We start from the raw sequence: 14,369 nt of genomic DNA, 5'->3' as shown, positions 1-14,369 counted from the left end.
CGGAGATTGGCGGCTAGAAGACCCCGATCGCCTGCGCTGACGCGGTGTCTTTCGCGCAGATCTCCGCAGTTCTGTCCGACCCTACAAACCGACCCAGGAATGCGTTCCGTCGACCTCGTACTGCTTCTTCCAGATTGGAACTTCTGCCTTCACGGCCTCCACGAGGCTCTCGCAGGCAGCAAAAGCGTCGCCGCGGTGCGCGCTCGCAACGACCGCGACGAGGGCGAGGTCGCCGACCTCAAGGTGCCCGATGCGGTGACTGACCGCCAGCACCACGAGCGGATGCTTCCCCCGCACCCGGTCAGCGATCTCACCGATGATGCGCCCCGCGTCGGGATGCGCACTGTAGTCGAGGCCCGTGACGCGGCCGGAAGCATCCGGATCGTGATCGCGCACCTGCCCGATGAACGTCACCACTGCGCCGTGGGTCACATCGGACACCGCCGACAGGTGCTCACCCACGTCGAGCGACGACTCGGTGACCAGAGCGAAGCCAGCAGCCATCAGTGGTCACCCCCGTCAAGCTGGTCGATGATGTGCCGTACGAGCGGCGCAAGAATGGCCACACCGTCGCGCACCGCGCCGGTCGAACCGGGCAGGTTCACGACCAAAGCACCGTTGTTGCCGACCGAATCGGCGATGCCGGCGATGCCGCGGGACAGTACCGCGGTGGGGATCGTCGCGGCGCTCAAGGCGCGCATCCGCTCGGAAATTCCCGGCAGAGTCGTGTGGAGCACGGTCGCCGTGCCCTCGGGTGTGAGATCGCGCGCCGACACGCCGGTACCTCCGGTCGTCACGATGAGGCGGGCACCATCGCCGAGCGCGGCCAGGATGGCTCCCGCCACACTCTCGATCCCGTCGGGCACCACCCGCGGCGGCCCGCACGGAATGCCGACCTCCGCGAGCGCATCGACGGTGGCCGGTCCCGACCGGTCTTCGCGCTCCCCGCGCGACGAGCGATCAGACACGGTGATCACGACGGCCCCGAGTTCGGCACCAAGCTTGAGCTGAGTTTTCACCGTTCTACAGTACCGCGACGCAGCCAGCGTGATTCGGCTACCGGCATCCGCTGTGAGCCGAAATCATTTGTCACGGTGTTTGTGCGGTGCACGCCGAACGGCAAAAGAACAGGCTGGTCACGAAGCGGGCCGTATGCCCGACACCCAGCCGAGGAAGCCCATGTCAACCGTCTTACCACCACGCGTTACGTCCACGCTGAAGCCGGACCTCTCCAACTGGGATCCGGAACACGACGAAACGTGGGATTCACGCCTCGCGTGGCGCACCCTGTGGATCACCACTTTCAGCATGACCCTCGGTTTCGCGGCCTGGTATCTGGTTAGCGCGATCGCCCCGCGCCTGAACGACATCGGCTTCGACCTCAGCACCAGCCAGCTGTACTGGCTGGTCGCGCTGCCGGGCCTCGCCGCCGGCCTGTTGCGACTCATCTTCATGTTTTTGCCGCCGATTCTCGGCACCCGCGTACTCGTCGCCCTGTCGAGCGCCCTGCTGCTGCTGCCGATGATCGGCTGGACCCTCGTCGCCCGTGACGTCTCCACCCCCTACTGGGTGCTTTTGGCACTCTCGTTCGCCGCGGGTATCGGCGGCGGCAGCTTCTCGGGCTTCATGGCCTCGACGAGCTATTTCTTTCCCAAGCGCCTGGCCGGAACCGCCCTGGGCCTGCAGGCGGGGCTCGGCAACTTCGGCATCGGTCTCATTCAGCTACTCACCCCGTGGGTGGTCGGTTTCGGCCTGCTCGGCACCGCCGCCCTCACGCCGGAGAGCGACTCGAATGGTGAACTGGTCTGGCTGCACAACGGCGGACTCGTGCTCATTCCCTGGGTGATCCTCGCGATCGTCCTCGCCCTCCTCTTTCTCAAGCGTGTGCCGATCAAGGCCAACTTCAAACAGCAGCTCGACATCTTCCAGGTCAAGCACACCTGGATCATGACCGCCATCTACCTTATGAGCTTCGGCGCGTTCAGCGGCCTGGCCGCGCAGATGGGCCTGATCATCCTCAACGTTTACGGCGACTTTCCGGATGCTCCCAACCCGCTCGCCTTCGCCTTCATCGGCCCCGTCGTCGGCGCCCTCGTACGCGCAGCGTCCGGGCCGCTCTGCGACCGGTTCGGCGGCGCCATCTTCACCTTCATCGGCGGCGCCGGCATGGCCGTGGGAACCCTGGTCACCGTGTTCTTTCTCACCCCGACCAGCGTGGAGGAGTTCTCCGGTTTTCTCACCGGCATGATCATCATCTTCTTCTTCTCCGGCCTGGCCAATGCCGGAACGTTCAAGCAGATGCCGATGATCTTCCCCAAGCGGCAGGCCGGCGGAGCAATCGGCTGGACCGCAGCGATCGCCGCCTTTGGACCGTTCATCGTCGGCATGGCCCTGACCGCCATGACCCCGACCACCTTCTTCATCGGCTGCTCCGCGTTCTGCGTGCTCTGCACCGGCCTGGCCTGGTTCTATTACGCGCGTCCCGGCGCACCCAACCCGAGCTGACGCTCCCCCAGCAACCCGAAGTCCCCTTCTCCTCCAGCGGGGGGCTTCGGGTTTTTTTCTGCCAGCACGCAGGTCATACTCAACTGAGGAGGTCAACGATGACCAGCTATGAAGAACCATCAGGCGGCGACCCGGTCTGCTGGCTCGAACAGGTCTGCCCGGAGTGCGGCGCCTACGTCGCCGGTGAGTTGCCGGCCACCTGTTGGCGTTGCGACACGGTGGTCTCGCCGAGCTGAGCTGCCTGTGCGACCCGCGCGGGACATCCGTCGGGCACCCCTTGAAGCGGATGCCGCCCCACCGCGGATCCGAGTCACCCGCCTCCCGAACAGACCCCGCGCCACCGCCCGCAAACCGCCCGCCACCCCCAAATGCTCGCGTCGCGGCCGGTCGGTTGCCACCACTTCGCGCTGCGCGGCAGTTGCGCCGCTGTGCGGGAGTTGCAACTCCCGCGCAGCTGCGCAGCCCCCGCGTAACGCGTGACGCGGGAGCTCTGGCCAGGCTACAACTCCCGCGCACTGGCGTACCTCCCGCGGAACGTGGCCCAACCCAATGGATGCCCGCAGCCGCAACTTGCGCGCACTGGCGCAAACCCCGCGTATTGGCGTAGTGCCCGCGGAGGACGGCCCGAAGCATGGGAGGAGACAAGCAGTCGGGCAGAAGCGTCGATGGCGGTCTCGACACGCTCGACCAACGGACACGGCCAGCCTCCGGACGCAGCCCGCTAGCTCCCTCGTGACACGACCCGTCCCAAACAAACGGATGCCGCCCCACCGCGGATTCGGTTCACCGGCCTCCCGCACAGACCCCGCCCCACCGCCCGCAAACCGCCCGCAAACCGCCAGCCCTCGCCCAAGCCGCCAAACGCAGTACAGTCAGAGCACACTTCGAGGGAGGACCACGATATGGCCGGTCAGCAGACTTTTGTCATCGTCGGGGCGTCGCTCGCAGGCGCGAGCGCAGCCGGTGCGCTGCGCGATGAGGGCTTCGATGGTGAGATTCACCTGATCGGGGCCGAGGAACACCTTCCCTATATTCGACCGCCGCTGTCGAAGGAGTATCTCGCCGGCACCACCGACCGGGCGTCGGTCTTCGTCGAAAGCAAGAGCTGGTACACCGACCGCGACGTGCAATTTCACCCCGGCACGCGCGCGGTCGACCTCGACCTCGCGGCACACCGAGTCAGGACCGATGATGGCGAATCCAGGCGTTACGATCGGCTGCTGCTGACCACAGGGTCGCGGCCCCGACGCCTGACCGTGCCCGGCGCGACCCTCGGCGGGGGTGCACTACCTGCGCACCCTCGACGACACCGAGCTTCTGCATTCCCTGCTGGCCGCCGGCGGCAGACGTCTCGTCGTCGTGGGGTCCGGTTGGATCGGCCTGGAGGTCGCCGCGACGGCTCGAACCTTCGGCAATGAGGTGACCGTTCTCGAGCGCGGTGCGGTGCGGTGCCGCTCGCGGCGGCCCTCGGCGACGAACTGGGCAACCTGTTCGCGACCCAGCACGAGCACAATGGCGTGGTCATCCGCCGCTCCGTGAGCGTTGAAAGCCTGATCGGAAGCAGCGGTCAGGTCACCGGCGTGATACTTGCCGACGGTGAAACTGTGCCCGCCGACCTCGTGCTGGTGGGTATCGGCGCGGTTCCGAACGTGGAACTGGCTGAGAAGGCGCAGCTCGGGGTCGACAATGGAATCCTGGTCGACGCGAGCCTGCAAACGAGCGATCCGCACGTGTTTGCGGCCGGCGATGTGGCTAACGCCGAGCATCCGCTTATTTCGCAGCACCTGCGCAGCGAACACTGGGCCAATGCCGTGAACGGTGGCCCCGCTGCCGCCCGGGCGATGCTTGGCCAGAACGTGTCCTTCGACGCCATTCCGTACTTCTACACCGACCAGTTCGACCTCGGCATGGAGTATTCCGGCTTCGGCCCGCTCACTCGCGGCGCCGATCTGGTCTACCGCGGCGACCCCGTCAGCGGCGCATTCATCGTCTTCTGGCAGAACGCCGGCCGGGTGGTCGCCGGTATGAACGTCAATGTCTGGGACGTCAACGACGCCGTGCAGGCGCTCATCCGGCGGGCCGAACCGGTCGATCCGGTCCGGCTCGCCAACGAGTCGATCCCCCTGGGCCAGGTCTAAGCCGCCGGCTAGACCTTCTGGTCGACCAGCTCGTTCGGCGCCGGCTCTGCCACATCGTCGGTAAAGGGCTGCGAGGTTCGCGGGGCGTTGTACAGCGTCTCGTCAAGGATGCCCTGGCGCTTGGCCACGATCGTGGGCACGAGGGCCTGACCCGCTACGTTCACGGCGGTGCGGCCCATGTCGATGAGCGGATCGATGGCCAGCAGCAGGCCAACCCCGGCCAGCGGCAGACCCAGCGTTGACAGGGTCAGCGTCAGCATGACGACGGCGCCCGTGGTGCCGGCCGTGGCCGCAGAACCCAGTACGGATACCAAAACGATAAGAAGGTACTGGGTGAGGTCCAGCTGAATTCCAAAGAACTCAGCCACAAAGATGGCGGCGACGGCGGGGTAGATCGCCGCGCAACCGTCCATCTTGGTCGTCGCTCCCAGGGGAACAGCGAAGGATGCGTATCCGCGCGGTACGCCCAGGCTGCGCTCCGTGACGCGCTGCGTCAGCGGAAGGGTGCCGATGGATGAACGTGACACGAAGCCCAGCTGAACGGCCGGCCAGACACCGGAGTAGTACTGCTTGACGGAGAGACCGTGAGACTTGATCAGCACCGGGTAGACCACGAACAGTACCAGGATCAGGCCGATGTAGATGGTGACGGCGAACTTGCCCAGCGACCCCATGGTGTCCCAGCCGTAAACCGCGACCGCGTTTCCGATCAGGCCGATCGTGCCGAGCGGCGCGACGCGAATAATCCACCAGAGCACCTTTTGAATGACCGCGAGAGCCGAGGCGTTGAGGTTTAGGAATGGCTCGGCCGCTTTGCCCACCTTCAACGCTGCAATGCCCACCACGATGGCGATGACGAGAATCTGCAACACGTTGAAGCTGACGGTGGTGCTCGCGATGCCATCAACGACGGAGGTGTTGGCGCCGAGGCCGAGGAAGTTCTTCGGAAAGAGCCCGGTCAGAAATGCCCACCAGTCGCCGGTCTTGCCGGTGTATTCGGCGTTCTCGGTGATGCCCGTTCCCGCTCCCGGTCGCACCAGCACGCCCAGTCCGATGCCGATCAGAACGGCAATCAACGCGGTGATTGCAAACCAGAGAAGGGTGTTCCAGGCCAGCTTCGCCGCGTTCGACACTTCGCGCAGGTTCGCGATGGAGCTGACCACTGCGGTGAAGATGAGCGGTACGACGGCAGCTTGCAGCAGCGAAACGTAGCTCGACCCGATAATTTTCAGGGTCGCACCGAGACCGTTGGGATTTGCTTCGGTACTGCCGGTGTATTTGGCCACGAGTCCGAGGCCGAGACCGATGATGAGCGCGGCGATGATCTGAACGCCAAACGAGCGCACCCATTTGGGAAATCTGCTGCCGCGGGAACTGCTGGGAATTACTGAAGCCACTGGTTCGACACTTTCTATTGTCATTCGTGAGTCACGCCGACGCCCCCTGACCCGCGCGGCGGGAGCCCCTTGAGATTCCACCGCCGCGTGCAGGCGCCTCTAGCCCCAAGGCGCAACGGGGGCACAGTATTCCTTCGAGCGGAATGTGACCGCGGGCGTCTACTTCTCCTGAAGGTATTCGGCGAGCACCCGAGCATGGTTCACCTGGGGGTCCTTGGCGCCATAGATCAAGGTCGTCACGCCGGCCGCGGCAAGCGCCCGAAGCTCTACGACGGCCGCCTGGGTCTCCGGATTGCCGTCGAGTTCGGCGCGGTACCGCACGGCGAACTCGTCCATACGCTTCGGGTCGTGCTTCCACCAGGTGCGCAGCCTGGGTGACGGCGCGACCTCTTTCAGCCACTCATCGAGCTCGGCGCTCTCCTTGGAGACACCGCGCGGCCAGAGTCGATCAACCAGCACCCGGCATCCATCGTCAGCGGATGCCGCCTCATACGCCCTCTTGATCCGCACCATAAAAAAAGACTACTTTCTCGAACGCTCCAGCGGGCGCTCGCTTTTCTCCCAGCCCCGGCGTGGCGGGCGCGATCCGGCACCACGAGGGTTGTCGCGGGAACGGTACACCACGTAGGGGCGCACGAGGTAGCCGAGCGGCGCCGAGAACACGTGCACCAGCCGGGTGAAGGGCCACAGCAGAAACAGAGCGGTCGCCGTGAGCACGTGCAGTTGAAAGAAGAACGGCACATCGCTCATGAGCGACGGGTCGGGTTGCAGGCTGTACAGCGACCGAATCCAGGGTGAGATCGACCCTCGATAGTCATAGCCGCCACCAAAGATTTGGTACAGCACGGTGGCCGTTGTGCCAAAGGTGATCGTGCTGGCCAGGAACACATACATAACCTTGTCCATCACCGTTGTCACGAGCAACACCCGTTTGGTCAGGCGACGCCGGTAGATCAGGATGGCGAGCCCGGCAACGGTGAGCACGGCCGCGAAACTGCCCAGCCAGGTGGCACCGAGGTGGTACATGTGCTCGGTCACGCCGAAGAATTCCAGCCAGGGCTTGGGAATGAACAAGCCGACGACATGCCCGCCGATCACCATGAGGATGCCGTAGTGGAACATGGGCGACCCCCACCGCAGCAGCCGGTTCTCGTAGGTCTGGCTCGACCGCGAGGTCCAGCCGAACTGGTCGTAGCGGTAGCGCAGCAGGTGGCCGACCACGAACACGCCAGAAGCGGCATAGGGAAAGGCGACCCAGAGCAGATAATCCCAGGCGGTCATATTCTCACATCTTCATTCGCGTGCGCGGAAAACGGCTTCAGATTGCCGAGGTAGGTCATGCCGACCGTCTCGGTCGGCGGCCCCTCGTTCACGAGGTTGAGGTAGCGTTCACGGGTCTCGTCGTCGATCACGGGCAACGACAGCGACACCGCCTCCACGACGCGGGCATAGGGACTGTCGAACTTGGCGAGCGCCGTGCACAAGACCTCGATGCCGTCCCGGTGCGCGGCGAGCATCTCCTGCGCGATCGGGGAGTCCGACAGCGCCGAGAATTCCAGCACCATCGGCAGGTAGTCGGGCAGTTCGTCGGCATCCACCTGCCAGCCGGCCGCCCGGTAAGCCTCGACAAACCGCACCAGTGCCATACCGCGGCGGCGGGTATCGCCGGCCGCGTAATAGGTGAGGTACGGGCAGCACTTGCGTTTCAGGTCGAAGGTCGCGGTGAAGTGCGTTTCAAGCTCTTGCTCGCTGAGCGGGTTGACCGCCGTGAAGAACGCTGCAAAGCTGCGGCGCAGCTCGCCGGGCAGATCCGCAACGGATGCCTCCACCAGCGAAAACTGCGCCCGCCGCTCGGGCGTGGGGTAGTCGAGCAGAATCGATGCCGCCATGTGCGCGATCACCCCCTGCTCGGGCGTCAGCGGAACGGCCGCGATTGCTCGCGGAGCCGTCTTGGGCGCCCGAAAGCCGAAGTTCATCCGTGCGCCGAGGGTGCCGACACTCATGCGGGGCTCCCGGCATCCGCTATCGGCGGGAACATGCCCTGGGGCGCTCCGTTACCGTTCCAGTTGAGCAGGTTGACCCGGCCCGGGGTGGTCGGTGCGGTCGCACTCGGGCGCCCGGTCATCGTGTTGTAGTTGTCGACCGTGGCGCCGAGCGGCATACCGACGGTATTGCCGTAGGGGCCACTGTGCCCGGCAGAGCCGGGCCCGCCCATGCCGGGGCCGCCGTCGGTGTCGAGCGAGCAGCCGAGCTCTTCGAGCTCCCGTGCGGTCTCGACGTGGGCCTTGGGAATGACGTAGCGGTCTTCGTACTTGGCGATGGCCAGCAGCCGGTACATGGCCTGGATGGTCTCACCGGTCATGCCGACCGCGTTCGGGATGCGCTCGTCGGGCTCGTTGCCGAGGTTGATGTCACGCATATAGGCGCGCATCGCGGCGAGCTTGCGCAGCGACAGCTCGACCGGAACAACGTCGCCGGCCGAGAACAGTCCGGCGAGGTATTCCACCGGGATGCGCAGCTTGTCGATCGCGGCGAACAGGGTACGGGCGTCTTCCCCGTCGCTACCGGAGTTGCTCACGACGTCGACCACCGGGGAGAGCGGGGGGATGTACCAGACCATGGGCATGGTGCGGTATTCCGGGTGCAGCGGCAGGGCGATCTCGTACTCGGAGATGAGCTTGTAGATGGGGCTGTTCTGGGCGGCTTCGATCCAGTCATCGGCCATGCCCTCCGCCTTGGCAGCGGCGATGACCTCGGGGTCGAACGGGTCGAGAAAGCAGGCGCGCTGGGCGCCCTGCAGGTCCTGGTCATTTTCGATCGAGGCCGCGGCGAGCACCGCGTCGGCGTCGTAGAGCATGAGGCCCAGGTAGCGCAGGCGTCCGACACAGGTTTCGGAGCAGATGGTGGGCTTACCCTGCTCGATCAACGGGTAGCAGAGCGTGCACTTCTCGGCCTTGCCTGTTTTGTGGTTGAAGTACACCTTCTTATAGGGGCAGGCGGAGACGCACATGCGCCAGCCGCGGCATCCGTCTTCGTCCACGAGCACGATGCCGTCTTCTTCACGCTTATACATGGCACCGGAGGGGCAGGCCGCCACGCAGGCGGGGTTGAGGCAGTGCTCGCAGATTCGCGGCAGGTAGAACATGAAGGTCTCTTCGAACTCCATCTTCACGTGCTCGCTCATGGTCGCGAGAATCGGGTCCTGCGCGGCGGTCTCCTGCGAGCCGCCGAGGTTGTCGTCCCAGTTGCCTGACCACTTGATGTCCATATCGTGGCCGGTCAACAGCGACTTCGGGCGTGCGACCGGGCTTTGGGTGCCGGCCGGGGCGGTGGTGAGCATGTCGTAGTCGTAGGTCCACGGCTCGTAATAGTCGTCGATTTGCGGCAGGTTGGGGTTGTTGAAGATCTGCGAGAGCTTCTTCAGCCGTCCGCCGGCCTTTAGCTGCAGGCGGCCGCGCTTGTTACGCACCCAGCCGCCCTTCCACTTCTCCTGGTTTTCATATTCGCGCGGGTAACCGATGCCGGGCCGGGTCTCCACGTTGTTGAACCAGGCGTACTCGACACCGGTGCGGTTGGTCCACACCTGCTTGCAGGTGACGGAGCAGGTGTGACACCCGATGCACTTGTCGAGGTTCATAATCATCGACATCTGGGCCATAACACGCATTAGTAGTCCACTTTCTGGCTGCGACGACGAATCACGGTGACCTCGTCGCGTTGGTTCCCGGTCGGGCCGAGGTAGTTGAAGGCGAAGGACAGCTGGGCGTAGCCGCCGATCAGGTGAGACGGTTTCAAGAGGATGCGGGTGAGCGAGTTGTTGGTGCCACCGCGCATACCGCTGGTTTCAGCGACCGGCACGTTGATGGTGCGGTCCTTCGCGTGGTACATGTACACGGTGCCTTCCGGCATGCGGTGCGAAACGATTGCTCGCGCCACGACGACGCCGTTGCGGTTGTACGACTCGATCCACTCGTTGTCGCGCACACCGATCTTGTCGGCGTCCTGCGGGCTCATCCAGATGGTCGGCCCGCCACGCGAGAGCGACAGCATGAGCAGGTTGTCCTGATATTCGGAGTGGATCGACCACTTCGAGTGCGGGGTGAGGTAGCGCACGGCGACCTCGGCGTGGCCGGCAGAGCCCGCTGCCCCGGTCGCGGTCGTCGCGCCGACGATCGAGTCGTCGAACAATCGGTGCATGTCCAGCGGCGGCCGAAAAATCGGCAGCTGCTCGCCGAGCTCGATCATCCAGTCGTGGTCGAGGTAGAAGTGCTGACGGCCGGTGAGGGTGTGCCAGGGCTTCAGGTGCTCGACGTTGATGGTGAAGGCGCTGTAGCGGCGACCACCGTGCTCTGAGCCCGACCATTCCGGGGAGGTGAGCACCGGAACCGGCGCGCCCTGAACATCCGGGTAGCTGAATCGGCGGCCCTCGTTGTCGCTGGCCAGTTGGGCCAGCTTGACGCCGGTGCGTTCCTCGAGCTGCCGAAAGCCCTGGGTGCCGAGGCGACCGTTGGTGGTGCCCGAGAGGGCAAGGACCATTTCGCAGGCGTGGATCGCCGTCGACAGGCGCGGGCGGCCAGCGGCCGGCCCACTGGGCACCAGGCCGTTCTTCTTACCGAGGTAGGCGACCTCTACGTCCGGGTTGAATTTCACGCCCTTGGTGACCATGCCGAGTTTTTCGGTGAGCGGTCCGAGCGCGCCGAGCTGCGCGGCGAAGGCCGGGTAATCCCGTTCGACGACGACGAGCTTTGGCATGGTGACCCCGGGAATGAGCGGCTGGTCGTTCAGCACGGTGCCGTGCGGGGTGGCCATGCCGTCTGGGGTGTCGTGCTGCAGGGGAGCAGCGACCAGGTCCTTACGCTTACCGAGGTGAGTCACCGACATCTCTGAGATCTTCGCGGCGAGAACGTGAAAGATGTCGAAGTCGGTCTTCGACTGCCACGGCGGCGCAATGGCCGGGTTGAACGAGTGAATAAACGGATGCATGTCCGTCGTCGAGAGATCGTTCTTCTCATACCAGGTGGCCGGCGGCAAGACCACGTCGCTGTAGATCGTGGTGCTCGTCATGCGGAAGTCGCTCGTGACCATGAGGTCGAGCTTGCCCTCCGGCGCGCTCTCATGCCATTTCATGGTTTTCGGGCGGCGAGCCGGCATCGATTCGACGGCGCGCACCGCGGAGGGCGCCCCGAGCAGGTGCTTGAGGAAATACTCGTTGCCCTTGCCCGAGGAGCCGAGCACGTTGGCCCGCCACACCACGAGCACGCGCGGAAAGTTCTCGGGGGCGTCGGGGTCTTCGCAGGAGAACTCGAGCGAACCGTCCCTGAGCGAATCAACAACGTATTCGGCCGGTTCGACGCCCGCAGCGGCCGCATCGTCGACCAGGTCGAGCGAGTTGCGGTTGAAGGTGGGGTAGCTGGGCATCCAGCCGCGTTTGGCCGATTCGACCATGGTGTCCGCGGTGGTGCGTCCCTTGAATATCCCGGTGCCGAGCGGGCTCGCCAGGGTGTCGGCGCTGAGGCCGTCATAGCGCCACTGGTCGGTGGCGAGGTAGAAGAACCCGGTGCCGATCATCTGGCGCGGCGGGCGCACCCAGTCCAGGCCGAACGCATACTGGCCGTAGCCGGTGAGCGGGCGCACCTTCTCCTGGCCGACATAGTGGGCCCAGCCGCCACCGTTCACGCCCTGGCAGCCGGTCATGGTGGTGAGCGCGAGAAACGCACGGTAGATGGTGTCGGAGTGGAACCAGTGGTTGGTGCCCGCGCCCATCAGAATCATCGACCGGCCCTGCGAGTCCTCGGCGTTCTGCGCAAATTCACGACCGATACGCGCGGCGGCCTGCCACGGCACCGAGGTGATCTCTTCCTGCCAGGCCGGGGTGCCCGGCGTCGACGCGTCATCATAACCGGTGGGCCACTCGCCCGGCAGGCCCGGGCGGCCGACGCCGTACTGCGCGAGCAGCAGGTCGAATACCGTCGTCACCAGCACACCGGCGACGACGCGAACGGGCACGCCGCGGCGCACGATTCCGGCCGCTCCGGCGTGCTGTTGACCCGCGGTATCGTGCTCAGCGTCGGGCGTGATGTCGAAGCGGGGCAGGTCGATCGCCACTGCGCGACCGTCGTAGTCGGGGGCATCCGCTATGGAGAGCAGCGGGTCGCGGTCCTCGAGGTCGAGGTTCCACTTGCCCTTGTCGACCTCGCTGAACCGGTGCCCGATCGAACCGTTCGGCACGAACGGTTCGGCGTTCTCGTCGAGCATGACGGTTTTGAACGCGGCGCTCGACACGGATGCGTCGGTGCCGGGCAGCGCGTCAGCCGTGAGGAACTTGCCGGGGACCCAGGCGTCCTGGCGCGGGGTGAGCGCGATCAGGTAGGAGGAGTCGCTGAATTTCTTCATGTATTCGACGAAGCGCGGCGTGCGCCGGTCGACCAGGAATTCCTTGAGCACGACGTGGCCCATGGCGAGGGCGAGGGCGCCGTCGGTGCCTGGATGCGCGGCGAGCCATTCGTCGGCGAACTTGGAATTGTCGGCGTAGTCGGGCGAAACGGTGACGACCTTCTGGCCGCGGTAGCGGGCTTCGACCATGAAGTGCGCGTCGGGGGTGCGGGTGACGGGAACGTTGGAGCCCCACATGATGAGGTAGCTCGAGTTCCACCAGTCGGCCGACTCTGGCACGTCGGTCTGGTCACCGAACACCTGCGGGCTGGCCACGGGCAGGTCGGCGTACCAGTCGTAGAACGAGAGCATGGTGCCGCCGAGCAGCGAGATGAAGCGGTTGCCGACACCCTGCGACACGATCGACATGGCCGGAATCGGGCTGAAGCCCACAACCCGGTCCGGGCCGTACTTTTTGATGGTGTGCACGTGGGCGGCAGCAACGATTTCGGCGGCCTCATCCCAGCTGGCCCGCACCAGTCCGCCCTGGCCGCGGGCACTCTTGTACTGCCTTGCGGTCTCGGGGTTACCGGTGATCTCCGCCCAGGCCAGCACGGGGTCGCCCAGGCGGGCCTTCGCTTCGCGGAAGAGGTTCAGCAGTACACCGCGCACGTAGGGGTAGCGCACCCGGGTGGGCGAGTAGGTGTACCAGCTGAACGCTGCGCCGCGGGGGCAGCCGCGGGGTTCGTATTCGGGGCTGTCCGGGCCGACACTGGGATAGTCGGTCTGCTGGGTCTCCCAGGTGATGATGCCGTCTTTGACGTACACCTTCCACGAGCAGCTGCCGGTGCAGTTCACACCGTGGGTGCTGCGCACCTCTTTGTCGTGGGTCCAGCGGTCACGGTAGAACGAGTCAGCGGCGCGGCCGCCGTTCTTGAACACGCTACGCAGGTCTTCGCTGGTTTCACCGCGGCGCAGAAAACGGCCGAGCTTGATCAGTGAGTCGGCGACCGGACCATCGGTGCCTGGCTTGGTCGCGGCGCTGGTTGAAACGCTGGTGCTGGTGTTTGTGCGCTTTTTCACGGCTGTCCCTTACCTGCCGGGGAGTGCCGCTGCGGCACTCACCCTCGAAATAAGCTTTGCCGCTGGGCAAAAGGGCTACAACCGCGAAATGCCGTTAATAATGATTTGCCCGGGCGCATAACTCCTGCAAATCGCGAGCCGCCAGTTAGTGTGTCGCGTGATTCCGAGGTTGAGCGCGCGATGCCGCAGAAATTGCAGGAGTTATGCCCTGAGCGCGCCCAGCAGGCACGTCGTCGGCTGGAGCGGACATGGCTACCACGTCGATCACGCACAGGTGCGGGGCGTCGATAAGGTTCAGGCCCACGGCTCGTAGCGGGCCGTCGGCCTGCTCGAGCACTCCCTGAATCAAGCGATAGTGCACGCCGCAGACCTCGGGGTGTTCCTTGACCATCTCGGAGTACGGGCAGTCATGCAGGTTGAGTTGTTCGCGGTTCGCGGCGATGCTGGCGTCGAAGCCGGCCTGGTCGAGGTGGTCGTCGAGCGCATCGAGCTGCCGTTGCGCAGCCGGACCGGAGCAGCCAGCCAGCCTCTGGCCGGCGGGCAGCAGCGGCAGCATCCGTCGCAGCTGGTCGGCACGCTCCTGTGCCGCCTCGATCTTTCGGCTGCGAATCGACCCCAACTCGGTGCTGGCTCCGTCCGCTGCGCTGTACAGCATCTTGGGACGACCCTTGCTGTCGCGCGTCTCGGGCGCGCAGGTTACGAAACCTTCGTTGATCAGGCGGTCGAGGTGTTCGCGGGCCGTGTTGTGGTGCAGGCCGGCGGCTTCGGCGAGGTCGTTCACGGTCATCGTTCCGCGGCTTTGCAACTGGTAGAGCAGGTTCATGCGGCTCAGACTGGCGAGCGTTTTGTAACTCGGGGGTTGGGCGGCCATGAC

At 65.3% G+C, this 14,369-nt stretch carries 14 protein-coding genes; 5 read left to right on the top strand and 9 right to left on the bottom strand.

The window, feature by feature from the left end; translation table 11 throughout:
* Positions 1-81: 81 nt before the first annotated feature.
* The gene (locus tag E3T51_RS13075; protein WP_134530203.1) at positions 82-504 is read right to left on the bottom strand and encodes a molybdenum cofactor biosynthesis protein MoaE; all 423 of its coding nucleotides are present in this window, start codon (positions 502-504) and stop codon (positions 82-84) included.
* Complete coding sequence (locus E3T51_RS13070) at positions 504-1,019, bottom strand: MogA/MoaB family molybdenum cofactor biosynthesis protein (RefSeq protein ID WP_104192559.1); 516 nt, start codon at positions 1,017-1,019, stop codon at positions 504-506. The genes E3T51_RS13075 and E3T51_RS13070 overlap by 1 nt, the downstream gene beginning before the upstream one ends.
* A 160-nt stretch (positions 1,020-1,179) precedes the next feature.
* Between E3T51_RS13070 and E3T51_RS13065 the strand changes: the two genes are divergently transcribed.
* The 5 genes from E3T51_RS13065 to E3T51_RS17345 all read left to right on the top strand — a co-directional run bounded on the left by E3T51_RS13065 (position 1,180) and on the right by E3T51_RS17345 (position 4,643).
* Positions 1,180-2,505, top strand: coding sequence for an MFS transporter (locus E3T51_RS13065; RefSeq protein ID WP_134530202.1), 1,326 nt, complete (start codon positions 1,180-1,182; stop codon positions 2,503-2,505).
* Between the two features lie 98 nt (positions 2,506-2,603).
* Positions 2,604-2,741 (top strand): hypothetical protein, encoded by a 138-nt coding sequence (locus tag E3T51_RS16805; protein WP_166806472.1) that lies wholly within the window; start codon positions 2,604-2,606, stop codon positions 2,739-2,741.
* Between the two features lie 666 nt (positions 2,742-3,407).
* Entirely contained in the window at positions 3,408-3,923 is a 516-nt protein-coding gene (locus E3T51_RS17195) for an FAD-dependent oxidoreductase (protein WP_241989352.1), read from the top strand.
* Positions 3,823-4,044: an FAD-dependent oxidoreductase gene (locus E3T51_RS17190; RefSeq protein WP_255453243.1), complete on the top strand. Its 222-nt coding sequence runs from the start codon at positions 3,823-3,825 to the stop codon at positions 4,042-4,044. Before E3T51_RS17195 ends, E3T51_RS17190 begins: the two co-directional genes overlap by 101 nt.
* Positions 3,954-4,643 (top strand): NAD(P)/FAD-dependent oxidoreductase, encoded by a 690-nt coding sequence (locus E3T51_RS17345; protein WP_255453238.1) that lies wholly within the window; start codon positions 3,954-3,956, stop codon positions 4,641-4,643. Before E3T51_RS17190 ends, E3T51_RS17345 begins: the two co-directional genes overlap by 91 nt.
* A gap of 8 nt (positions 4,644-4,651) precedes the next feature.
* On the opposite strand, the gene E3T51_RS13055 is transcribed toward E3T51_RS17345, so the two are convergent.
* From E3T51_RS13055 to E3T51_RS13025, 7 genes are all read right to left on the bottom strand, one after another.
* Complete coding sequence (locus E3T51_RS13055; protein ID WP_241989321.1) at positions 4,652-6,040, bottom strand: dicarboxylate/amino acid:cation symporter; 1,389 nt, start codon at positions 6,038-6,040, stop codon at positions 4,652-4,654.
* A gap of 159 nt (positions 6,041-6,199) precedes the next feature.
* Positions 6,200-6,553: a DUF488 domain-containing protein gene (locus E3T51_RS13050; protein WP_134530200.1), complete on the bottom strand. Its 354-nt coding sequence runs from the start codon at positions 6,551-6,553 to the stop codon at positions 6,200-6,202.
* A gap of 9 nt (positions 6,554-6,562) precedes the next feature.
* Positions 6,563-7,321, bottom strand: a complete 759-nt coding sequence (narI, locus tag E3T51_RS13045; RefSeq protein WP_134530199.1) for a respiratory nitrate reductase subunit gamma — start codon at positions 7,319-7,321, stop codon at positions 6,563-6,565.
* A complete protein-coding gene (gene narJ / locus E3T51_RS13040) occupies positions 7,318-8,043 on the bottom strand; it encodes a nitrate reductase molybdenum cofactor assembly chaperone (RefSeq protein WP_241989320.1) in 726 nt (241 codons plus the stop codon). Before narJ ends, narI begins: the two co-directional genes overlap by 4 nt.
* On the bottom strand, positions 8,040-9,707 hold the full coding sequence (gene narH, locus E3T51_RS13035; protein ID WP_104192553.1) for a nitrate reductase subunit beta: 1,668 nt from the start codon (positions 9,705-9,707) through the stop codon (positions 8,040-8,042). Before narH ends, narJ begins: the two co-directional genes overlap by 4 nt.
* Entirely contained in the window at positions 9,707-13,495 is a 3,789-nt protein-coding gene (locus E3T51_RS13030; protein WP_134530198.1) for a nitrate reductase subunit alpha, read from the bottom strand. The genes narH and E3T51_RS13030 overlap by 1 nt, the downstream gene beginning before the upstream one ends.
* Before the next feature lie 145 nt (positions 13,496-13,640).
* Entirely contained in the window at positions 13,641-14,366 is a 726-nt protein-coding gene (locus E3T51_RS13025) for a helix-turn-helix transcriptional regulator (protein WP_166806471.1), read from the bottom strand.
* Positions 14,367-14,369: the final 3 nt, after the last annotated feature.

The organism is Cryobacterium serini, from assembly GCF_004404025.1.
In the GTDB taxonomy this organism is placed as follows: Bacteria; Actinomycetota; Actinomycetes; order Actinomycetales; family Microbacteriaceae; genus Cryobacterium; species Cryobacterium serini.
This window is presented reverse-complemented; position numbering and strand designations above follow the sequence as displayed.